This is a genomic window from Amycolatopsis alba DSM 44262 (assembly GCF_000384215.1).
Taxonomy (GTDB): domain Bacteria; phylum Actinomycetota; class Actinomycetes; order Mycobacteriales; family Pseudonocardiaceae; genus Amycolatopsis; species Amycolatopsis alba.
Map to the genome: position 1 here is coordinate 9,490,586 of NZ_KB913032.1, position 20,442 is coordinate 9,511,027.

The 20,442-nt window shown below is 71.2% G+C and carries 19 protein-coding genes; 10 read left to right on the forward strand and 9 right to left on the reverse strand.

Annotation, left to right across the window (positions count from 1 at the left end; genetic code table 11):
- The first annotated feature begins 114 nt into the window (after positions 1-114).
- Entirely contained in the window at positions 115-4,737 is a 4,623-nt protein-coding gene (locus AMYAL_RS0143785; protein ID WP_020637649.1) for an ATP-dependent helicase, read from the forward strand.
- A gap of 37 nt (positions 4,738-4,774) precedes the next feature.
- Positions 4,775-5,275 (forward strand): peptide deformylase, encoded by a 501-nt coding sequence (def, locus tag AMYAL_RS0143790; protein WP_020637650.1) that lies wholly within the window; start codon positions 4,775-4,777, stop codon positions 5,273-5,275.
- A gap of 18 nt (positions 5,276-5,293) precedes the next feature.
- Here def and AMYAL_RS0143795 read toward each other — a convergent pair whose 3' ends face one another.
- The 4 genes from AMYAL_RS0143795 to AMYAL_RS0143810 form a co-directional block, all read right to left on the reverse strand.
- On the reverse strand, positions 5,294-6,379 hold the full coding sequence (locus AMYAL_RS0143795; protein ID WP_020637651.1) for a GNAT family N-acetyltransferase: 1,086 nt from the start codon (positions 6,377-6,379) through the stop codon (positions 5,294-5,296).
- A 96-nt stretch (positions 6,380-6,475) separates the two neighbouring features.
- Positions 6,476-7,144, reverse strand: a complete 669-nt coding sequence (locus tag AMYAL_RS0143800) for a VOC family protein (RefSeq protein ID WP_026467954.1) — start codon at positions 7,142-7,144, stop codon at positions 6,476-6,478.
- Between the two features lie 236 nt (positions 7,145-7,380).
- Positions 7,381-8,145: a maleylpyruvate isomerase family mycothiol-dependent enzyme gene (locus tag AMYAL_RS0143805; protein WP_020637653.1), complete on the reverse strand. Its 765-nt coding sequence runs from the start codon at positions 8,143-8,145 to the stop codon at positions 7,381-7,383.
- Positions 8,146-8,169: 24 nt separating this feature from the next.
- Positions 8,170-8,652 (reverse strand): SAV_6107 family HEPN domain-containing protein, encoded by a 483-nt coding sequence (locus AMYAL_RS0143810; RefSeq protein WP_020637654.1) that lies wholly within the window; start codon positions 8,650-8,652, stop codon positions 8,170-8,172.
- Positions 8,653-8,873: 221 nt separating this feature from the next.
- Here AMYAL_RS0143810 and AMYAL_RS0143815 point away from each other — a divergent pair, with 221 nt between their 5' ends.
- Entirely contained in the window at positions 8,874-9,404 is a 531-nt protein-coding gene (locus tag AMYAL_RS0143815; RefSeq protein WP_020637655.1) for a YbaK/EbsC family protein, read from the forward strand.
- On the forward strand, positions 9,401-9,964 hold the full coding sequence (locus AMYAL_RS0143820; RefSeq protein WP_020637656.1) for a GNAT family N-acetyltransferase: 564 nt from the start codon (positions 9,401-9,403) through the stop codon (positions 9,962-9,964). Before AMYAL_RS0143815 ends, AMYAL_RS0143820 begins: the two co-directional genes overlap by 4 nt.
- On the opposite strand, the gene AMYAL_RS0143825 is transcribed toward AMYAL_RS0143820, so the two are convergent.
- The 3 genes from AMYAL_RS0143825 to metF form a co-directional block, all read right to left on the reverse strand.
- A complete protein-coding gene (locus AMYAL_RS0143825; protein WP_020637657.1) occupies positions 9,961-10,842 on the reverse strand; it encodes a DMT family transporter in 882 nt (293 codons plus the stop codon). The genes AMYAL_RS0143820 and AMYAL_RS0143825 overlap by 4 nt on opposite strands.
- A 244-nt stretch (positions 10,843-11,086) precedes the next feature.
- On the reverse strand, positions 11,087-12,772 hold the full coding sequence (locus AMYAL_RS0143835) for a DUF885 domain-containing protein (protein WP_039794998.1): 1,686 nt from the start codon (positions 12,770-12,772) through the stop codon (positions 11,087-11,089).
- Between the two features lie 42 nt (positions 12,773-12,814).
- Positions 12,815-13,699: a methylenetetrahydrofolate reductase [NAD(P)H] gene (metF, locus tag AMYAL_RS0143840; RefSeq protein WP_026467955.1), complete on the reverse strand. Its 885-nt coding sequence runs from the start codon at positions 13,697-13,699 to the stop codon at positions 12,815-12,817.
- A 137-nt stretch (positions 13,700-13,836) separates the two neighbouring features.
- Between metF and merB the strand changes: the two genes are divergently transcribed.
- Positions 13,837-14,514: an organomercurial lyase gene (merB, locus tag AMYAL_RS0143845; protein WP_020637661.1), complete on the forward strand. Its 678-nt coding sequence runs from the start codon at positions 13,837-13,839 to the stop codon at positions 14,512-14,514.
- Here merB and AMYAL_RS0143850 read toward each other — a convergent pair.
- Positions 14,511-14,816 (reverse strand): AzlD domain-containing protein, encoded by a 306-nt coding sequence (locus AMYAL_RS0143850; RefSeq protein ID WP_020637662.1) that lies wholly within the window; start codon positions 14,814-14,816, stop codon positions 14,511-14,513. The genes merB and AMYAL_RS0143850 overlap by 4 nt on opposite strands.
- Positions 14,813-15,481 (reverse strand): AzlC family ABC transporter permease, encoded by a 669-nt coding sequence (locus AMYAL_RS0143855; RefSeq protein WP_020637663.1) that lies wholly within the window; start codon positions 15,479-15,481, stop codon positions 14,813-14,815. Before AMYAL_RS0143855 ends, AMYAL_RS0143850 begins: the two co-directional genes overlap by 4 nt.
- Positions 15,482-15,529: 48 nt before the next feature.
- On the opposite strand from AMYAL_RS0143855, the gene AMYAL_RS0143860 reads away from it, so the two are divergent.
- The 5 genes from AMYAL_RS0143860 (at position 15,530) to AMYAL_RS0143880 (ending at position 20,421) form a co-directional block, all read left to right on the forward strand.
- On the forward strand, positions 15,530-16,078 hold the full coding sequence (locus AMYAL_RS0143860) for a CGNR zinc finger domain-containing protein (RefSeq protein ID WP_020637664.1): 549 nt from the start codon (positions 15,530-15,532) through the stop codon (positions 16,076-16,078).
- Between the two features lie 68 nt (positions 16,079-16,146).
- The gene (locus AMYAL_RS0143865) at positions 16,147-17,238 is read left to right on the forward strand and encodes a polyprenyl synthetase family protein (protein ID WP_020637665.1); all 1,092 of its coding nucleotides are present in this window, start codon (positions 16,147-16,149) and stop codon (positions 17,236-17,238) included.
- Positions 17,238-18,713 (forward strand): phytoene desaturase family protein, encoded by a 1,476-nt coding sequence (gene crtI / locus AMYAL_RS0143870; RefSeq protein WP_020637666.1) that lies wholly within the window; start codon positions 17,238-17,240, stop codon positions 18,711-18,713. The genes AMYAL_RS0143865 and crtI overlap by 1 nt, the downstream gene beginning before the upstream one ends.
- The gene (locus AMYAL_RS0143875) at positions 18,710-19,639 is read left to right on the forward strand and encodes a phytoene/squalene synthase family protein (RefSeq protein WP_020637667.1); all 930 of its coding nucleotides are present in this window, start codon (positions 18,710-18,712) and stop codon (positions 19,637-19,639) included. The genes crtI and AMYAL_RS0143875 overlap by 4 nt, the downstream gene beginning before the upstream one ends.
- Positions 19,636-20,421 carry an LLM class F420-dependent oxidoreductase gene (locus AMYAL_RS0143880; RefSeq protein ID WP_020637668.1) on the forward strand — a complete coding sequence of 262 codons (786 nt, stop codon included), beginning with the start codon at positions 19,636-19,638 and terminating at the stop codon, positions 20,419-20,421. Before AMYAL_RS0143875 ends, AMYAL_RS0143880 begins: the two co-directional genes overlap by 4 nt.
- Positions 20,422-20,442 lie beyond the last annotated feature (21 nt).

The window sequence follows — 20,442 nt, forward strand, 5'->3', positions numbered from 1 at the left end:
CCGGCCGCGCTGGGCGTGATGCTCCCATGAGCGACGTCGCCGCACGTGCGGAACCCGCCGAACTCGTCCCGTGTCACAGGGCCCGGAGCGAAACTGTCGGTGGTCCGGCGCACTATGGACAGCGTGGCAGACGTACTCGACCTCTTCTCCCCCGCGACCAGGGACTGGTTCACCGGGGCCTTCGCCGCGCCCACCCGCGCGCAGGAGGGGGCGTGGCGTGCCGCGCACGCGAAGGAACACGCGCTGGTCGTGGCCCCCACAGGCTCCGGCAAGACGCTCTCGGCGTTCCTCTGGGCGCTGGACAGGCTGTCGGTCGAGCCGCCGCCGTCCGAACCGCGGAAACGCTGCCGCGTCCTCTACGTATCGCCTCTGAAGGCGCTGGCGGTCGACGTCCAGCGCAACCTGCGGGCGCCGCTGGCCGGGATCTCGCAGGCGTCGCGGCGGCTGGGGCTGCCGGTGCCGGACATCGGCGTCGGCATGCGCACCGGTGACACGACGGCCGCCGAGCGGCGCTCGTTCGGCAAAACGCCGCCGGACGTGCTGGTCACCACGCCGGAGTCGCTGTTCCTCATCCTCACCTCGTCCGCGCGCGACTCCCTGCGCGGCGTGGAGACGGTGATCATCGACGAGGTCCACGCGGTCGCGGGCGGCAAACGCGGCGCGCATCTGGCGTTGTCGCTCGAACGGCTAGACGCCCTTCTGGAGAAACCCGCCCAGCGGATCGGGCTGTCGGCGACGGTCCGGCCGATCGACGAGGTCGCGTCGTTCCTGGCCGGTGGCAGGCCGGTCACCATCGTCCAGCCGAAACTCGCGAAGACGATCGAGGTCCGCGTCGAGGTCCCGGTCGAGGACATGTCCAATCTCGACGGTCCACAAGGGCCGAAGCAGAACGAAGACCTCGACGCGGGCCTCGCGCGGCTCCCCGGATCGCTGGACGAGGTCGATGGCACACCGCGGCGGCCGTCGATCTGGCCCGCGGTGGAGGAGCGGGTCCTCGAGCTGATCCAGGCGCACCGGTCGACGATCGTGTTCGCCAACTCGCGGCGGCTCACCGAGCGGATGACGGCCCGGCTCAACGAACTCGTCGCCGAGCAGAGCGAACTGGAGCCGGATCAGCGGTATCCGGCCGAGGCGATCGGCCAGTCCGGGCTCACCACCGGCGCGGCGCCGGTGATCGCGCGGGCCCACCACGGGTCGATGTCCCGTGAACAGCGCACGCACGTGGAAGAGGAGCTCAAGTCCGGGCGGCTGGCGTGTGTCGTGGCGACGTCCTCTTTGGAACTGGGCATCGACATGGGCGCGGTCGATCTGGTCGTGCAGATCGAGGCACCGCCGACGGTCGCTTCGGGGCTGCAGCGGGTCGGCCGGGCCGGGCACCAGGTCGGCGCGGTGTCGAGCGGGGTGATGTTCCCGAAGTTCCGGGGCGACCTCGTCTCCTGCGCGGTGGTCGCGGAGCGGATGGCGTCCGGGGCGATCGAAGCGGTGCGGTATCCGAGGAATCCGCTGGACGTGCTCGCCCAGCAGATCGTGGCGATGGTGGCGCTCGAATCGTGGACGGTCGACGAGCTGGCCGCCCTCGCCCGCCGCGCCGCGCCGTTCGCGTCCCTGCCGGACGACGCGCTGCTGGCCGTCCTCGACATGCTCGCCGGCCGGTATCCGAGCGAGGAGTTCGGTGAGCTGCGCGCCCGGATCACCTGGGACAGGGTCAGCGGCGAACTGCACGGCCGTCCGGGTTCTCAGCGGCTGGCGGTGACCTCGGGCGGCACGATCCCCGATCGTGGCCTGTTCACCGTGATGACGCCGGGAGCCGACGACAAACCAGGGTCGCGGGTGGGCGAGCTCGACGAGGAGATGGTCTACGAGTCCCGCGTCGGGGACACGATCCTGCTCGGCACCTCTTCCTGGCGGGTCACCGACATCACCCACGACCGCGTGATCGTGGTGCCCGCGCCGGGTGAGCCCGCCAGGATGCCGTTCTGGAAGGGCGACGCACCGGGCCGTCCGCTGGAGCTGGGGCGGGCGCTGGGCGCGTTCGTCCGCGAACTGTCCACTTCGGAGCCATCGGCGGCCAGGGAGCGCGCCGCCGTCGCCGGGCTGGACGAGTACGCGTGCGACAACCTGCTGGCGTATCTGGAAGAACAGAAGTCGGCCACGCGGCACGTGCCCAACGACAAGACCGTGCTGCTGGAAAAGTTCCGCGACGAACTGGGTGACTGGCGGGTCATCCTGCACTCGCCGTTCGGGGCACAGGTCAACGCGCCGTGGGCGCTCGCGATCGCGGCCCGGCTGCGGGAGAACCGCGGGGTCGACGCCCAGGTGGCGCATTCCGACGACGGCATCGTGCTGCGGCTGCCCGAGGCGCTGGACATGGACGGCGCCGAGGTCACCATCGGCGTCGAGGACGTGCTGCTCGATCCGGAAGAGGTCGAGCAGCTGATCGTCACCGAGGTCGGTGGCTCGGCGGTGTTCGCCGCGCGGTTCCGGGAATGCGCGGCGCGGTCGCTGCTGCTCCCCCGCCGGGATCCGCGCCGCCGCACGCCGCTGTGGCAGCAACGGCAGCGCGCGTCGCAACTGCTTTCGGTCGCGGCCAAGTACGAGCGGTTCCCCGTGGTGCTGGAAGCGATGCGGGAAGTACTGCAGGACGTGTACGACGTCGGCGGGCTGCGCGAACTGATGGCCGACGTGCGGTCGCGGAAGGTCAAGCTGGTCGAGGTCGAAACACCGTCGGCGTCCCCGTTCGCGCGCAGCCTGCTCTTCGGCTACGTCGGGATGTTCCTGTACGAGACGGACGCCCCGCTCGCGGAACGGCGCGCGGCGGCGCTGGCGCTGGATTCGACACTGCTGGCCGAGCTGCTCGGCACCGAGGCGATCCGGGAACTGCTGGACGCCGAGGTCGTCGCCGAAGTCGAACGCTCGTTGCAGCGCCTCGATCCGGACAGGCACGCCCGCAACGCCGAGGAGGCCGCGGATCTGTTGCGGTTCCTCGGGGATCTCTCGATCGAGGAAGCCGCTGCCAGGGGCATCCAGCGGGAATGGCTGGAGGAACTGGAAGCCGCGCGGCGGGTGATCCGGGTGCGCATCGGCGGTGGCGAACGCTTCATCGCCATCGAGGACGCGGGCCGGGTGCGGGACGCGCTGGGCACGGCGCTGCCGGTCGGTGTGCCGGAGGCGTTCACCGAGCCGGTCGAGGATCCCGTGGGAGACCTGCTTTCCCGCTATTCGCGCAGCCGCGGCCCGTTCAGCGCCCGCCAGGCCGCCGAGCGCTTCGGGCTCGGGACGGCTGTGGTCACCGGTGTGCTGGACAGGCTGACCGCCCAGGGCAGGCTGGTCCGGGGCGAGCTGAGCCCGGTCGGGCATCCGGAGACCCACGGCGTGGGGATGGAGTTCTGTGACGCGTCGGTGCTGCGCAGGCTCCGGAGGGCGTCGCTGGCCCGGCTGCGGGCCGAGGTCGAACCGGTCGAACCGGCGGCACTGGGCCGGTTCCTGCCGTCATGGCACGGCATCGGCGCGCGAGTGCGGTCGGCGCCGACGGCGGACGACGTGCTGTCCGTGGTCGAGCAACTGGCCGGGGCACCGCTGCCGGCGAGCGCTGTCGAGTCCCTGATCCTGCCGAGCAGGCTGCCGGGCTACACCCCGTCACTGCTGGACGAACTCACGACGGCGGGTGAGGTCACCTGGTGCGGCTGCGGTTCCCTCTCCGGCGGGGACGGCTGGCTGGCGCTCGCGCCCACGGACGTCGCCGATCTGCTGCTTCCCGACCTCGAAGACGATCTGCCGTCCGGCCCGCTCCATCAGGCCATCCTGTCCACTTTGGAGGGTGGCGCGCAGTTCTTCCGCCAGCTCGTGGAGCGTGCGTCACCCCTGGTCGAAACCCCGCCCAACGACGGCGAAGTCGTTGCCGCGCTGTGGGATCTCGTATGGGCAGGGCTGGTCACCGGGGACACGCTGGGCCCGCTGCGGGCACAGGTCTCCGGTTCCGGCGCGGCGCACAAGCCCCGTCGGCAAGCTCCTCGCGGCCGGTACGCGCGGCTCCGGGCCGGGCGCCCGGCGATGCCCTCACGCACCGGGCCGCCGACGGTGGCCGGACGCTGGGCGCTGACCCCGGACCGCGAACCGGATCCGACCAGGCGGGCGCACGCGCGGACAGAGGCGTTCCTGGAACGGCACGGCGTCCTCACCAGGGGAGCGCTCGACACCGAGCGGGTGACGGGCGGTTTTTCCGGGATCTACAAGGTTTTGCGCGGCATGGAGGATTCGGGCCAGGTCGTCCGGGGTTACGTGGTGGAAGGGCTCGGTGCCGCGCAGTTCGCGGCGAAGGGCGCCGTCGACAGGCTGCGCGCGCAGTCCGGGAACCAGCGCACCACCACCGAGGGCGCGGTCGTGCTCGCCGCCGCCGACCCCGCGCAGCCCTACGGTGCCGCGTTGCCGTGGCCCACCGCGACCGGCGACACGAAGCACCGTCCGGCAAGGAAAGCGGGCGCGCTGGCGGTGCTCGTGGACGGTGTCCCCGCGATGTACGTCGAACGCGGCGGCCGGTCGCTGCTGAGTTTCACCGACGATCAGGAGACGTTGCGGTCGGCCGCGCGGGCGCTGTCCACGGCGGTGCGGGAAGGCTGGCTGGGTCAGCTCGCGGTGCAGAAGGCCGACGGTGAGGTGGCGCTCACCTCGGAGCTTTCGACCGTCCTTCAGGAGGCGGGATTCCGGGCGACTCCCAAGGGACTGCGGCTGCGGGCCTAGACTCTTCGCTCAGGCCAGTGGATAAGGACGTTCGAACATGGTGATGCGCGACCTGCGCTACTTCGGGGATCCCGTGCTCAAGACCGTATGCGATCCGGTCACGACCTTCGACAAGAGGATCGCGTCGCTGGTGACCGATCTGATGGACGGGGTGAAACCGGCCGGTCGCGCGGGTCTCGCCGCACCGCAGATCGGGGTCGGCCTGCGGGTGTTCAGCTACGACGTCGGCGGGCTGAGCGGGTACGTGATCAATCCGGAGATCGTCTCACTGTCCGAGGAGACGCACGAGATCGGCGAAGGCTGCCTGTCCGTGCCGGAGCTGTGGTTCCCGGTCGTCCGCGCGAAGCACGCCGTGGTGCGCGGGGTCGACCTGCGCAACGAGCCCGTCGAGGTCGAAGGCACCGAGGTGCTCGCCCAATGCCTGCAGCACGAGATCGACCACCTTGACGGCAAGCTGTACCTGCAGCGCCTCACGCCCGAGCGCAAGAAGCGCGCGCTGGGCGAGGCCCGTGGCAAAGACTGGTTCTGGAACCGCTGACCCACCGCATTCAGCGGACTAAACGCGCGGGTCGGGCAGGGCGAAGCGCAGGGTGGCGGAGTCGCCGGTGACGCGTTCGGGGCGGAGCCCCACGCGGGTGGCGGTGCGGTAGAGGGAGTCGTCGCCGGGCAGGCAGACAGCGGCGAGTTCACGCTCCCCCTTGGCCATGGCGAGGACGGCCAGCCGGGTCAGCAAGGCCGTGCCGATGCCTTGACGCTGCCAGGAATCCTCGACCAGGAGCGAGACTTCGGCCGCGCCGCCGTCGGCCGACGGGATCAGCTGGCCGAGACCGATCACGTCCCGGCCGCAGACCGCGAGCAGGCTGATCCCCCGCGGCGGCATCAGGAGCCGGTGCAGCCAGCGACGCGGCACCGTGCGCATCCCGGTGTGGTAGCGGTGGAAAAGCGTGGTCATCGAGCATCGCTGGTGCAGCGCGGACACCGCTTCCGCGTCGCCGGGGACGCCCTTCCGCAGGACGATCGCGGCGCCGTCTGGCCGGTCGAGCACGATCGGCCCGGTCACGTTGTCACGGACCGCGGCCATCAGGCCGGTGAGCGCGATCGCCCGGCTCAGTTCCAGTTCGACGAACGGCGACCACCGGCGGCGCGCGACGAACGCGGTGCCGTCCCCCGCCGGGAACACCGCCCGGTGCCCGCCCTCCGTCCGGGCCGGGTTCGCCTCGATCGACGGCACCTTCGTGACGACGTCGGCCGCGAGGACGCCGCGGAGCACTTCCTCGAGGCCGCTGGGGTCCTCGACGGCTCTCTTGACCGCGGTGAGCGTCGCGGTGGCCGGATCGACCAGTTCGGCCAGATCCGCGTCGACGACGGCGGAGCATTCGCAGCCTTCGTCGCGGATCGCGTCGACGAGCAGCTGCTTCGGCAGGCCGGTGGCGGGCCGCAGGACGATCTCGTCGAGCACGCCGCCGGGGACCGGGAGCACCGACAGCCCGAGGATGTTGCATTCGAGGTCGGCCAGCCGGATCGCGATCCTGGCCAGGGTGCCGGGCCTGTCGTCGACGCGGATGCGGACCCGCCAGGCCGACGCGGCCGCTGTCTCGTCACCGAGGTGGACCGGGGCGGGAAGGACTCGATAGGTCTCCATGACCTCCACGGTCCCGGCCGGTTGTTGCCTGCCAACGGCGCGGGTGTTTCGCGCAGGTCAGCGTTCGATGCCGCGGCGCAACCCGGACGAAACAACTCAGCGGGGCGTGAGCACGCCGAACTCGTTGCCCTCCGGATCAGCCATCGCCTCGGCGTTCTGCCCTGTCGCGCCCAGCGCCCGCAGACGCCGGACCTCGGCCGCCCGGCTGCCGCCTCGACGCGGCGCGATCTCGAACCGCAGCCGGTTCCGGCGCCGTTTCTCCTCGCTCGTGGCGAGGAACTCGACCCACGGACCGCGGCCGTCCGGCGGCCGCAGGCCCACGATCGTCGCTTCCCGGAGGCCGATCTCCCAGCCCAGCGCGGCCGACCAGAACCGCGCGAGCCGCTCCGGGTCGAGAGCGTCGATGACGACCGACGCGATCGCACCGGTGCCCGCGTACTGCTCGCGGGGCTCGAGGACGCAGAACTCGTTGCCCTCGGGATCCGCCAGCACCACCCACGGCACCCGTTTCTCCTCCGGCGGGCCCTGGCCGACGTCGGTGTGCCGTGCGCCGAGGGACAGCGCACGGTCCACCAGCTCGGCCTGGTGTTCCGGCGATCGGCTCGCCAGATCCAGGTGCAGCCGGTTCTTGCCCTGTTTGGCCCCCGGCTCGGAGCGGAAGGCCGGTTCGAACGGGGCGTCCCAGCTGAACAGCCCTTCCCAGAAACCCGCCAGATCTCTGGGAAGGGCCGAGTCGAAGACCAGGTTCACCAGACGTGCTGTCACCCCGGTGAACCTAGACGGCACCACCGACACTTTTGTTCGTTTAGGTGAACCCGCGTCCGCGATCGACGTCGGCAGGGCGCTCGCCGGTCAAGCACGTCACGCTGAGCGAGCAGGGCGCCCTGCCACCGCGATAGCGGGGCCTTCGGCCGGGGCGGGTTCACGTGTTCGGTCACTTCTCTGGCACATCTTCAGCTCCGCCGACTGGCGCTGACCGGTTTGGCTTCCCCACCGACCGGTCATCGGGTCGCGAGCCGCAAAAGGGCCCAGAGTTGTCCCGCCATGTCCTGGTCTCCGCTGACCGTCACCGCCGTCGGACCCGCCCGGCCCCAGAGCCAGCGGTAGATCTTGTCCGGCTGCCCGGTGATCAGATCGTCCGCGCGCTGGGCCTCCTCGGCCGAGCATCGCCAGGCGACCGTTTCCGTGGGCCCCGCTCTGGCGATCCAGGTGTGGCCCGCGGTCCGCACGCCGACCGATCCGGTCTTGGTGCCGGACAGTCCCAGCAACGGCAGCCGCTGGCCGAACCAGAGCACCAGCGCCTCGTCGATGCCGTCGAGCGCCACGTCTTCGGGGATCTCCGACACCTCCCGTCCGGCCGCGTTCTCCGCGTCGATCCGGTGGATCGTCGCCTCGTGCGCCATCCGCCGCCGCCAGAACCCGTAGCTGCGGTCCGCCGGCCACCAGGTCGGCGCCAGTTCGTCCGGATCGTGCGCGGACAGTTCGGCGACCAGTTCGTCCCGGCCCTCGCGGAAGTACTCCTCCAGGGTCTGCTGCGGCCCCGGTTTGCGCTGCCAGTGCTCGGGACGGCGTCCGTCGGTGATCCAGCGGCGGGTGACCCGGTACACGCTGCCGACGTGCCTGAGCACTTCGCCGAGCGTCCAGCCTGGGCAGGTCGGGACCGGCGCGTCGGCGGACGCGGTATGCGCCACCTGAGCCATCAGCTCGGTTTCGGCGCCGATCACCTCCAGGAATCTGCTCTGGTCGATCATGGCCTGCCCGGCCATCGGGCACCCCCTCTCTGCGGTGGCTCAGGCGACATACGCCGAATCACCCATCGGCAGCCCGTGCACCACCCGTCGCACCAGTTCCAGGAACACGGTGGCGGCCCGCACCAGCTCGTCCGCCATCTCGACGGTGACCTTCCCGGTGATGCCCGCCTGCGCGGCGGCCCGTGTCGCCGAGTTGGCCGCGAAGAACGCCGCCCACTCCTTCAGTTCGGGGGCGACGGAGTCGAGCAGCACCCAGCCGCTCGCCGGCCGGGCACGGCCCCGGTGCGGCCGGCCGCGGGCCTCCAGGACCGCCGCGGCGCCCCGCAGCGCGGCGAGATAGGCCCCGATGAACCGCTCCGCGGGATCGTCCTCCCGCTCTGCCTCGGCGAGCCCCCGCCTCGCCTGCGCGTACAAGGAGACCGCCGCGGGTGGTGCCGGCGGGCGCAACGACATCGGCAGGGCGGGCTGCGCGGTGCCCCCCGGCCTCTCGGCTTCGTCGGGGGACACGACCGAAACGGACATGACGACCCTCCTCCTGTACGTGAGCGCCGGCCGGTGCCCGGCGCCGAGGCGCTTCCCCCGCCCCCGCGCCGGGCACCTACCGGTGCGCGCTCACCGAATGTCGAACGTCTGTTCGAACGAGTCCAATGTAACCCCGAACAGCCCATTTCTTCAACCCCGTAGCCGGGTGATCGCCGCATGTGGTGCGGGACACGGGATCGGCCACGTGATCTCATAGGCTCATGAGCACCATCGACCAGTCCGGTCATCCCTCGGTGGCGAAGGTCGCGACCGCACTCGCCGAGGCGGGCCAGCAGGCCGCCGCCGACGGGATCCGGATCCTCCCCGCCGAAGTCCGCACGGCCGTGCAGGCCGCCGAAGCGCTCGGTGTCGAGGTCGGCGCGATCGCGAACAGCCTCGTGTTCCGCAGCCGCACCGGCGACACGGACACGGCCCTGCTCGTGTTGACTTCCGGCGCGCACCGGGCCGACACCGGGCTACTGGCTTCACTGACCGGCGCCGACAAGATAGGCAAGGCGGACGCGGATTTCGTGCGCGCGCACACCGGGCAGCCCATCGGCGGCGTCGCCCCGGTCGGTCACCCGAAGGCGTTGACCACTCTCGTCGACACCGCGTTACGCGCTCACGACGTCGTCTGGGCCGCCGCCGGGCATCCGAAGTCGGTGTACCCCACGACGTTCGACGGCCTCGTCGCGCTGACCGGGGGCACTCCCGCGGACGTCGCGGGCGACGGGCAGGATGGGCGCCCGTGACCGCGATGTCCTCGGAATGCACTCGTTACGTCCAGCTGTCCGCGGACGAGTTCCGCGCCCGGCTCCCCGAGGCGCTGACCATCTACGTCGACGCCATGCGCTACCCCGAGGGCACGGCGGAACAACGCGCCCCGATGTGGCTCACGCACGCGCTGCGCGAAGGCTGGCGTTGCATGGCCGCGCTCGACGCGGACGGTGTCCTGCTCGGGCTCGCCTACGGCTACAAGGGCCGCGGCGGCCAGTGGTGGCACGAGCAGGTCCGCCACGGCCTGACCCGGCGTGACGGCCAGGCCGCCGCCGAGCACTGGATGTCCGACTACTTCGAGCTCACCGAGATCCACGTCAGCCCCGGAAGCCAGGGGAAACGGATCGGCGAGGACCTCCTGCGACGGCTGCTCGACGGCGTGCCCAGCGCCCACGTCCTCCTTTCCACGCCGGAAGGCACCAGCCGGGCCTGGAACCTGTACCGGCGCGTCGGATTCGTCGATGTGCTGCGGGACTACCACTTCGCCGGGGATCCCCGCGCGTTCGCGATCCTCGGCCGGACACTGCCCCTCTAGGGTTTGGAGTAGGCGACGGCGAGCGCGGCGATGAGCACCGCCGCGCCGCACCACCCCACGGCGCCGAGCCGTTCCCCCAGCACGACCGTGGACAGCAGCGCGGCCGTCAACGGTTCGAGCAGGGCGGACAGCGCCGCGAGCACGGGATGCGCGCCTTCGAGACCGCGAAAGTACGCCGCGTACGCCAGCGCCGTGGGCACGACACCGAAGTAGAGGACGAGCGCGAGCACGTCGGCCTGCAGCGGCACGGCCATCCCGAACCACCACGCGGCGGGAATGAGCGCGGCACCGCCGATCAGGCAGCCGAAAGCCGTGGTGGGCAAGGGATCCAGGCCCTCGACACGGTTCGCGGTCACCAGGGTCAGCGCGGCGAATCCGGCCGCGGCGAGGAGCGCGAAGAACACTCCGGCGACGTTGACCTTCTCCCCCGGTGTCCCTTGCAGCAACGCGAGTCCGACAAGGGACCCGGCCAGGGACACCGCCGTCCGCGCTCCGGGCAGGCGGCGGGTTTTGGCGGCCGTCGCGACGGCGAGCAGGACGGGCGCGCTGCCGATGGTGGTCATGGTCGCGACGCTCACGGAACTCAGCGAGACCGCGGCGAAATAGCTGGTCTGGAAGAGCGCGAACAGGCCGCCGACCGTCAGCAGACGGCGGCGGACCTCCGAAGTACGGGGAAGGCCGCGGAGGCCGCCGGTGAGCCAGAGGTAGCCGGTGGCGATCACGCCGCCGATGAGCAGCCGGTACGCGGCGACGCTCAGCGGATGGAGTCCCGCGCGGGAGGCGAGCAGGGATCCGGCGAGGCCGCCGGTCCCCCAGAGGACACCGGCGAGGACGAGCGCGGCCGACGATCGGGCGCGCGTGGGTACGGCAACGGACATGGGGAAACGCTCCTGCGTCTGTGTCGGTCGGAAGGGACGTCGACGACGCGGGGTGCTTCAGTGCAGCACGGATCGGCCGGGCGGCTGGAACGCCGCGCGGCCGGAGACACCCCGCTCAGGAGGCGGGGGGTGGGGTGACGAGAAAGATCCGGTGCACGAGGGGAACATACCGCCCGAAGTCCGTGAAGGCCTCCTTGAGGGACTCTGAGTCCCTCAAGGAGGCCTTCACGGACATACGAGGACTTCAGTCCAGGGACGCGAGCATTTCGCGGAGGGTGTCCAAGCCCATCCCGCCGAGCGCCAGGGCCCGCGTGTGGAACTGCTTGATGTCGAAGGCGTCGCCCTGCCGGGCACGGACCTCGTCGCGTGCGGTGAGCCAGAGGCGTTCGCCGAGCTTGTACGACGGCGCCTGCCCTGGCCAGCCCAGGTAGCGGTCGATCTCGTCGTGCACGTGGGCCGGGTCGGTGACGGTCCTGGTGAGCATGAACTCCAGGCCCAGTTCGGGCGTCCACCGCTCGCCCTCGTGGAAACCGGTGCCCGCCGGGATCTCCAGCTCCAGGTGCATGCCGATGTCGACGATCACGCGCGCGGCACGGAACAGCTGCTCGGACAGCATGCCCAGCAGTTCACCGTCGTCGGACAGGAACCCGAGGTCCTCCATCAGCCGCTCGGAGTACAGCGCCCAGCCCTCGGCGTGCCCGGAGGTGAACGCCAGCATCCGCTGGTACTTGTTGAGCGAGCCCGACTGGTCGACCGCGGTCGCGATCTGCAGGTGATGGCCCGGCGCGCCCTCGTGGTAGACGGTGCTGACCTCGCGCCAGGTGGTGAACTCGTCCCGGCCCTGCGGCAGCGACCACCACATGCGGCCGGGCCGCGAGAAGTCCTCGTTCGGGCCGGTGTAGTACGCGCCGACGGTGCCGCCGGGCGGGGCGATCTTGCACTCCAGCTCCATCACCCGGTCGGAGATGTCGAAGTGCTTGCCGCGCAGCAGCTTCAGCGCGTTGTCGGACAGGTTCTGCATCCAGGCCTGGAATTCCGCCCGGCCGCGGACGACGTACTTGGGGTCGGCGTCGAGGACGGCGGCCGCCTCGGCGAGGGTGGCGCCGGGTTTGATCCGGCCGGCGACCTCGCGCATCTCCGTTTCGATGCGGGTGAATTCGGCCCAGCCCCAGGCGTAGGCCTCGTCCAGGTCGAGGGTGGCCCCGGTGAACATCCGTGACCACAGCTTGTACACCTCGGCGCCGACGGCGTCCTTGACCGGCGCCAGCGGGGCGAGTTCGGCCCGGAGGAAACCGGCGAACTCGGCGTACGCCTCCTGCGCGATGGTGGCGGCGTGGCCGAGTTCGGTGCGAAGGCTGTCGCTGACGTCCTTCGCCCCCGAGACCAGCGTGGTGAAGTACCCGGTGTCCTCCTTGAGCCCGGCCCAGGTCTCCGCCTGCTCCGCGACCTTGCGGACCTGGCGCAACGCGGAGACGTGACCCGCGTCGGCACCGGCGAGCAGCCCCGCCCTCAGCTGACCCAGCGCCTCGGGAAGCTTCGCCATCCGGACGGCGATCGTCGCCCAGTCCGACTCGGTCTCGGCGGGCATGAGGTCGAAGACCATCCGCAGGTTCTGCGCCGGGCTCTCGATCACGTTCAGCGACGAAAGGTCGAGGCCCGCCTCGTGGATCTCCAGCACCAGCCCGATCCGCTCGGCGAACACCGCCTTGGCCGCGCGCTCCGCGTCGTCGGCGGGTTCGGCCGCCTCGATGTCGGCGAGCGCGCGGGCGGCGATCGCGGCCCGCGCCGCGTGCCCGGCGGGCGAGAAGTCGGTCAGCTGATCGTCGTACCCGGCGACCCCGAGGATCGTCGCCTCGACGGGGTCCGCCGCCGCGATCTCGTCGACGTACCGGTCACAGATCTGGTGCACACTTTGCGCGGTTGAAGCCATGCGGCGAACGCTACCCGGACCGCGGGCGCCTTCGGTACGGAGTTACGCGCGAGCCGGGACCAGGCCGAGCCTGCTGACCACCTCACGCGTGGCCTTGGACCGGTTGAACGTGTAGAAGTGCAGGTCGGGGACGCCTTCGGCGATGAGCCGTTCGCACAGTTCGGTGACCGCGTCGATTCCCGCCGCGCGGAAGGCCTTCGGGTCATCGGCCAGCGGTTCGAGCCGGTCCAGCAGCCGCCGCGGGGCGGGCGCGCCGGACAGCTTGATCGACGTGTGCAGCGTCCGCAGCGTGGTCAGCGGCATGATGCCGGGGATGACCAGCGCCTCGCAGCCGGTGGCCGCCACCCGGTCCCGCAGGCGGAGGAAGTCTTCCGGTTCGAAGAACAGCTGCGCGATCGCGAAATCCGCGCCCGCGCGGAGCTTGCGCACCAGGTACTCGGTGTCGGCTTCGAGGTTCGCCGACCTCGGGTGGCCGTACGGGAAGGCCGAGACGCCGACGCAGAAGTCGCCGAGGGAACGCACCAGTTCGACGAGTTCCTCGGCGTAGTTGAGCCCGTTCGGATGCGGGACCCAGTCGCCGTAGACGTCGCCAGGCGGGTCGCCCCGCAGCGCGAGGATGTTCCGCACGCCGACGGCGGCGTACCAGCCGATGACGTTGCGCAGTTCCGCGACCGAGTGGTTCACCGCGGTGAGGTGCGCCATCGGCACCAGCGTGGTTTCGGTGGCGACGCGGGCGATGCTGCGGATCGTGCCGTCCCGGCTGGAGCCGCCGGCGCCGTAGGTGATCGACATGTACGCCGGGTCCAGTGGCTCGAGTTCCCGGATCGACTTCCACAGCACGGCCTCGTCCGCCGTGTCGCGAGGCGGGAAGAACTCGATGGAGAACACGGGACCATCACCCTGCAACCGCTCGACCACGGACGTCATACCGCTCATGTTAAGGGGGAAAGTCCGCTTGCTGGGAGCCCCCTCTCAGGCTATGGGCGTGCCGCTTCAGCCGCTCACGAGCGGTTGCCGAGTGGCGCCCGCCTGGGGAGACTCGGGGGCGAGCACAAGGAGCCGTCATGAGCGCCGAAAACGACACCAGCTGGGACGAGGACGTCCGCGTCGCGGTCTACCGCGCGTTCGCGGAGCACGGGAGGCCGCCGACGGCGCCGGAACTGGCCGACGCCGCCCACGGATCGCTCGCGGTGGCGAAACAGGCGCTGCACCGGCTCGCGGAGCAGCGGCACCTGGTGCTCGACGACTGCGAGCACGTCGTGATGGCTCACCCGTTCGCGGCGATCCCGCTGGGGTTCTCCGTGATGGGTGAGCGGACGCTGTGGTGGGGCGGCTGCGCGTGGGACGCGTTCGCGATCCCGCATCTGGTCAAGGCCGAACCCGAGGTGCTGGTGTCCACGCGCTGCCGGGGTTGCGGCGAACCGCAGGCCCTGATGGTGAACGACCAGGCCCCGCCGAAGAGCGGGCTGGTCGCGCATTTCCTGGTCCCGGCGGCGCGGATGTGGGACGACGTCGTGCACACCTGCGGCAACCAGCGGCTGTTCTGCGGTGAGTCCTGTGTGGACGAATGGCTCACGGAAACGGGGCAGGACAAGGGTTACGTCATGGATCTGGCGACCTTGTGGCGGCTGGCGGCCGGCTGGTACGACGGCAGGCTCGAGCACGGTTACACCCGCCGGGACCCGGCCGCCGCGGCCGCGTACTTCACCCAGGCCGGGCTGAGCGGCCCGTTCTGGAGCTAGACCAGGAACCGCAGCAAGGCCGTGACGACGACGCCGCAGAGGATCGCGGCGAGCACCGGGACGCGTAGCACGTAGGTCACCGCGATCGCGGCCAGTCCCGCGCAGAGCGTCCAGTCGACCCCGGACCAGGCCGGGCCGGTCACCTCGGTGAGCACGAGACCGGCCAGCAGCGCGGGCGCGAGCAGCGCGATCACGCCTGCCACGCGCGGCGGCATTTCCCGGTCGCCGAGCAGGACCGGGCCCACCGCCTTGAACCCGATACTGACCAGCGCCACCAGGACGATGGCGAGCCAGAGCGTCATCGCCGCACCCCCAGGCCCAGCAGCGCGGCGGCCGAGGCACCGATCAGCGCGAGCCCGACCGGGACGAACAGCACCAGGACCCCGGCGAGGCAGGCGGCGAGGGCCGCGGTCCGGACCGCCTGGCGCGAACGGCGCAGTTCGTCGATGAGCAGGACCAGGAAGAAGCCGGGGAACACGACGTCGAGCCCGAACCGCGCGACGACGTCCGGCGGTGGCGCGGCCAGCACCCCGAGCACCGTGCCCAGCACCCATGCGGGCAGCTGGACGAGCGTGCAGCCGATGAGTTTCTCGCGGTCGAAGCGCCCTTCACCGAGATGAGCGGCCACCCACGAACCGTCGACGACGGCCTGGCCCTCCCACGCCCGGCGCAGCCGCCCGCCGCGCAGGTCCGCGGCGACGGCGGCGCCCATCGGCAGGAACCGGGCGTTGATCAGGGCCGCGGCGCCGACCGCGACGGCGAGGTTGCCGCCGCCCGCGAGCGCGGTGGCCATCGCGAACTGGGCCGAGCCGGAGAACACGACGATCGAAGCGACGATCGGGGCCGCGATCCCCCAGCCCAGAGTCTGACTGTAGGCGCCGAAGGTGACGCCGAGGACGAAGGTCGCGACACCCAGCCCGAGCCCGACGCGGGCGCCGGCCAGATAGTGCCGCCGGAGCGTTGTCATGCCCCCGACCCTAACAAGCTAAACTGATTTTGACCATTAGGAGGATCCATGGACGGCCACTGGGACGGGTACGACAGCATCGGCGGGAGTGTGCCGTTGGACCTGGTCAACACCGTTTCCTGGCGGCGTGATCCGGTCAGGCGGGACGACCGGCTTTCGAGTCCGGAAAGGCTGTCCGAGTGGGTCGTCCTGGTCGGCGCGGGCACCGAACGGATCGAGATCTCCGAGGCCGTCCTGGAGGCGGTGAAGTCCTTCCGCGAGACGCTCTACCGCGTGCTCGTGTCGGCTCCGCCGGACGTCACACCGCTGCGAAAGCCACTGCTCTCGGCGTACCGGCACGCCGAACTCGCACCGTCCTTCCCGCTGCGGTGGACCGTGCCCTTGTCCGACGGCGCCGCGCTGCCGCACTTTCTCGCGCTGGCGGCCGAGGACCTGCTTCGCTCCGGAGACCTCGAACGGATCCGGGAATGCGAGGGGCCGGGGTGCGGCTGGATCTTCACCGACCACACGCGTAACAGGTCGCGGCGCTGGTGCAGTTCGTCGGACTGCGGAAACCGGGCGCGGGCGAAGCGGCACTACGACAAGGGCCGTGGCTGACGTCTGTTTCGCCACATTCGAAGGCACCCGACTGGGTCACGGCGGTGTCCTTCCCGGAGGATGTGCTCATGGACACGTCCGCCTACGACGCCGATCTGCCCGCCCACGTCGAGCGGGCGCTGGCCGGGTTCCTCGAGCGCGCCGGTGCCGAAATCCGCCGCACCGAACCGACCGTGGGCGTCGGGATCGACGCGCTGGCCGGGTTCGTGCTGGGCGGCGGCAAACGGCTGCGCCCGACGTTCGCCTGGTGGGGCTGGCGCGGCGCGGGCGGCGATCCGTCGGGGCCGGACGTCGAAGGCGTGCTGCAGGCGGTGGCGAGCCTGGAGCTGATCCAGGCGTGCGCGCTGATCCACGACGACCTCATCGACTCTTCCGATTCGCGCCGCGGTTCCCCGACGGTGCACATCGCGGGCGCCAAACTGCACGCCGACAGCGGCTGGCTGGGTTCGCCGAGCACGTTCGGGCTCGCGACCGCCGTCCTGGTCGGCGACCTCGCGCTGGCCTGGGCCGACGACATGTTCGGCGAGGCCCCGCTCCCGCCCGCGGCCCTCGCGGCGGCGCGGCCCGCGTGGCGCGCGATGCGCACCGAGGTGCTCGCCGGGCAGTACCTCGACGTCCGCACCCAGGCCACCGGCGACGCCTCCCCCGAGGCCGCGCTGCACATCTGCAAGCTCAAGACGGCCGCGTACACCGTGATGCGCCCGCTGCACCTCGGTGCCGCGCTCGGTGGCGCCGACGACGCCCTGATCGCGACGCTGCGCGAGTTCGGCGACGAGGTCGGCGTGGCGTTCCAGCTGCGGGACGACCTGCTCGGCGTGTTCGGCGACCCGTCGGTCACCGGCAAGCCCGCGGGCGACGACCTGCGCGAAGGCAAGCGGACGCTGCTGGTCGCGCTGGGTCTCCAGCGCGCGGCCGAACAGGGCAAGAACGCCGCGTCCAAGGTCATTTCCGACGCCATCGGCGACGCGCACCTGTCCGAAGACGCCGTCGAGACCGTTCGCGAGGCACTGCAGGACGTCGGCGCCGTCGACGCGGTGGAACGCCGCATCGACGAGCTCACCGAGTCCGCGATGGCGGCGCTGGACCGCGCCCACCTGGCCGAGCCCGCTCCCGCCGCGCTGACCGGGCTGGTCGTCAAGGCGACCCAGCGGACGTACTGATGCGCACCGTCACCGGTCCGAGTGACCACGTGGTGGTGATCGGTGGCGGGCTCGCCGGGCTGTCGGCGACGCTGCATCTGCTCGGCGCCGGACGCCGCGTGACCCTGCTGGAGCAGGACAAGACTCCCGGCGGCCGGGCCGGTCAGGCGGATTTCGGCGGCAACACCGTCGACACCGGCGCCAGCGTGCTGACCATGCCGGAACTGCTCGACGAGGCGTTCTCGGCGGTCGGCGAATCCCTGGCGGACAACCTGACGCTGACACGGCTCGACCCGGCGTACCGCGCGAGGTTCGCCGACGGCAGCACGATCGCCGTGCACACCGAGGCGGCGGCGATGGAGGCCGAGATCCGCGCGGCCGCCGGTCCGGCCGAAGCCGAGGGCTACCGGCGGCTGCGGCGCTGGCTGACCGAGCTGTACGCGGTGCAGAAGGATCAGTTCATCGGCGCGAACTTCGACTCGCCGTTCGATCTCGTGCGCCCGGAACTGGCGAAACTGGCCGCGCTGGGCGGATTCGGGCGGCTCGGCCCGAAGATCGGCGGTTTCCTGCACGACGACCGGGTGCGGCGCCTGTTCTCCTTCCAGGCGCTCTACGCGGGGCTCGACCCGGCACGCGCGATCGGCGCGTACGGCGTCATCTCCTATATGGACACCGTCGGCGGGGTCTACTACCCGTCGGGCGGGATGGGCGAGATCGCGCGGTCGATGGCGAACGCCGCCGAGCGCGCGGGCGCGGAGGTGCGCTTCGGCACCGAAGCCGCTTGGCTGGAAAGGGTTTCCTCGCGGGTGCGCGCGGTACGGACCCGCTCGGGCGAGCGGATCCCTTGCGACACCGTGGTTCTCGCGACCGAACTCGGAACCGCGTACCGGCTGCTCGGAGCACGCCCGCGTCGTCCGCTGCCGCTGCGGTACTCGCCGTCGGCCGTCGTGCTGCACGGGCACGCGCCGAAATCGTGGCCGGAACTGGGCCACCACACCATCTTCTTCGGTCAGGCCTGGGAGAAGACGTTCTCGGAGATCATCCACGAGGGCAGGCTGATGAGCGATCCGTCGCTGCTGGTGACCCGGCCGACCGCGACCGAACCAGGCCTCGCCCCCGGCGGCGACCAGGTGATCTCGGTGCTGGCCCCGGCACCGAACCTGCGCCGCGGCAAGATCGACTGGGGCCGGGTCGGGCCCGCGTATCGCACGGAACTCCTGCGCACACTGGAAAACCGCGGTCTCGCCGGCTTCGCGGGCGGCTTCACCGTCGACGAGACGATCACCCCGGCAGGCTGGGCGGAACGCGGGCTCACCGCGGGCACCCCGTTCTCGCTCGCGCACACCTTCGCCCAGACCGGCCCGTTCCGGCCGGGGAACCTGGTGCGGGCGGCGGACAACGTCGTACTGGCGGGCTGCGGGACGACACCGGGCGTCGGCATCCCGCCGGTGGTGATCTCCGGCAGGCTCGCCGCGGGAAGGGTCACCGGCCGATGAGCGAACTCGACGCCGCGGGTATCACCGCACCGGCGTTGCGGGCCGCGTACACCGAATGCCGCCGCATCAACGCGCACCACGGCCGCACGTTCTTCCTCGCGACCCGTCTGCTGCCTGCCAGGACGCGGCCGTTCGCGCACGCGCTGTACGGCTTCGCGCGGATGGCGGACGAAGTGGTCGACAACCCCGCGCCCGGCACCGATCCCGCCGTCGCGCTGGACGACGTCGCCGTCATGGTCGGGCAGGTCTTCGACGGCGGCACACCCGCCGATCCGGTGCTGGCCGCGCTCGCCGACACGGTGCGGCGCCACGACCTGGACCGCGAACTGTTCGACGCGTTCCTGTGGTCCATGGCGATGGACCTCAAGGTCACCGAGTACGCGACCTACGCCGACCTCAAGGAGTACATCCACGGTTCGGCCGAGGTGATCGGCCTGCAGATGCTGCCGGTCTTCGGCACCGTGGTACCGGTCGAGGAGGCGATGCCCGGTGCGGCCGCGCTCGGTGAGGCGTTCCAGCTGACCAACTTCCTCCGCGACGTCGGCGAGGACCTCGACCGGGGAAGGCTGTATCTGCCCACCGGTGAACTGGCCGCGTTCGGCGTCGACCGCGAACTGCTCGAATGGTCCCGTGCGCGCGGGCTGCCGGACCGGCGAGTGCGGCGCGCGCTCGCCGTCGCGGTGGCGCGCAACCGGGCGGTGTACCGCCGCGCCGAAGCGGGGATCCCGTTGCTGCGCCCGGAATCCCGTGACTGCGTGCGGACCGCGCTCACGCTGTACGAAGGCATCCTCGACGAGATCGCGGCCCTCGGTTACGACGTGCTGAACACCCGCGCCGTCGTCCCTCGCCGTCGTCGCGCGGCTGTCGCCCTGCCGAGGCTGCTGGCGAGCACGTGGAGCAACTCCAGGCTTAAGGTTCGGTCATGACCTCTGCTTCGAACAGGAAGATCCGGATCGGCGTCCAGCTGCAGCCTCAGCACGCCGAGTACAAGGCGATCCGCCGGGCGGCTTCGGAGGCCGAAGACCTCGGCGTGGACATCGTCTTCAACTGGGACCACTTCTACCCGCTCTACGGCGAGCCCGAGGGCCTGCACTACGAGTGCTGGACCATGCTGGGCGCCTGGGCGGAGTCCACGTCACGGGTCGAGATCGGCGCGCTGGTGACGTGCAACAGCTACCGCAACCCGGAACTGCTCGCCGACATGGCCCGCACCGTCGACAACATCTCCGACGGACGGCTGATCCTCGGCATCGGCTCCGGCTGGTTCGAGAAGGACTACGACGAGTACGGCTACGAGTTCGGCACCGCCGGCGGGCGGCTCGACAACCTCGCCGAGGCGCTCCCGCGCATCGAGAGCAGGCTCGGCAAGCTGAACCCGCAGCCGGTCCGCGACATCCCGGTGCTGATCGGTGGCGGCGGCGAGAAGAAGACGCTGCGCCTGGTCGCGAAGCACGCCGACATCTGGCACGGCTTCGGCGACCCGGAGGTTGTGGAGCGCAAGGTGAAGATCCTCGACCAGCACTGCGCCGACGTCGGCCGGGACCCGAAGGAGATCGAGCGTTCGGTCGCCGTCGAAGGCGAGCCGGAGGAGCTGGGTCCGAAGCTGCTGGAGCACGGTGTCTCACTGTTCACCGTGGCGACCGGCGGGCCGGACTACAACCTCGACAAGCTGCGGTCCTGGATCGCTTGGCGGGACAAGCAGGGCTGAGCTCTGGGGCGAGGCGAAAGT

What these genes read in the sequence shown, in the direction of transcription:
- AMYAL_RS0143860 (WP_020637664.1), top strand. Translation starts at nt 15,530, where the DNA reads ATGGACGGCCACTGGGACGGGTACGACAGCATCGGCGGGAGTGTGCCG.
- merB (WP_020637661.1), top strand. Translation starts at nt 13,837, where the DNA reads ATGAGCGCCGAAAACGACACCAGCTGGGACGAGGACGTCCGCGTCGCG.
- AMYAL_RS0143875 (WP_020637667.1), top strand. Translation starts at nt 18,710, where the DNA reads ATGAGCGAACTCGACGCCGCGGGTATCACCGCACCGGCGTTGCGGGCC.
- AMYAL_RS0143825 (WP_020637657.1), bottom strand. Translation starts at nt 10,842, where the DNA reads ATGTCCGTTGCCGTACCCACGCGCGCCCGATCGTCGGCCGCGCTCGTC.
- crtI (WP_020637666.1), top strand. Translation starts at nt 17,238, where the DNA reads ATGCGCACCGTCACCGGTCCGAGTGACCACGTGGTGGTGATCGGTGGC.
- metF (WP_026467955.1), bottom strand. Translation starts at nt 13,699, where the DNA reads ATGACGTCCGTGGTCGAGCGGTTGCAGGGTGATGGTCCCGTGTTCTCC.
- AMYAL_RS0143835 (WP_039794998.1), bottom strand. Translation starts at nt 12,772, where the DNA reads ATGGCTTCAACCGCGCAAAGTGTGCACCAGATCTGTGACCGGTACGTC.
- AMYAL_RS0143880 (WP_020637668.1), top strand. Translation starts at nt 19,636, where the DNA reads ATGACCTCTGCTTCGAACAGGAAGATCCGGATCGGCGTCCAGCTGCAG.
- def (WP_020637650.1), top strand. Translation starts at nt 4,775, where the DNA reads ATGGTGATGCGCGACCTGCGCTACTTCGGGGATCCCGTGCTCAAGACC.
- AMYAL_RS0143865 (WP_020637665.1), top strand. Translation starts at nt 16,147, where the DNA reads ATGGACACGTCCGCCTACGACGCCGATCTGCCCGCCCACGTCGAGCGG.
- AMYAL_RS0143855 (WP_020637663.1), bottom strand. Translation starts at nt 15,481, where the DNA reads ATGACAACGCTCCGGCGGCACTATCTGGCCGGCGCCCGCGTCGGGCTC.
- AMYAL_RS0143795 (WP_020637651.1), bottom strand. Translation starts at nt 6,379, where the DNA reads ATGGAGACCTATCGAGTCCTTCCCGCCCCGGTCCACCTCGGTGACGAG.
- AMYAL_RS0143815 (WP_020637655.1), top strand. Translation starts at nt 8,874, where the DNA reads ATGAGCACCATCGACCAGTCCGGTCATCCCTCGGTGGCGAAGGTCGCG.
- AMYAL_RS0143805 (WP_020637653.1), bottom strand. Translation starts at nt 8,145, where the DNA reads ATGGCCGGGCAGGCCATGATCGACCAGAGCAGATTCCTGGAGGTGATC.
- AMYAL_RS0143850 (WP_020637662.1), bottom strand. Translation starts at nt 14,816, where the DNA reads ATGACGCTCTGGCTCGCCATCGTCCTGGTGGCGCTGGTCAGTATCGGG.
- AMYAL_RS0143810 (WP_020637654.1), bottom strand. Translation starts at nt 8,652, where the DNA reads ATGTCCGTTTCGGTCGTGTCCCCCGACGAAGCCGAGAGGCCGGGGGGC.
- AMYAL_RS0143785 (WP_020637649.1), top strand. Translation starts at nt 115, where the DNA reads ATGGACAGCGTGGCAGACGTACTCGACCTCTTCTCCCCCGCGACCAGG.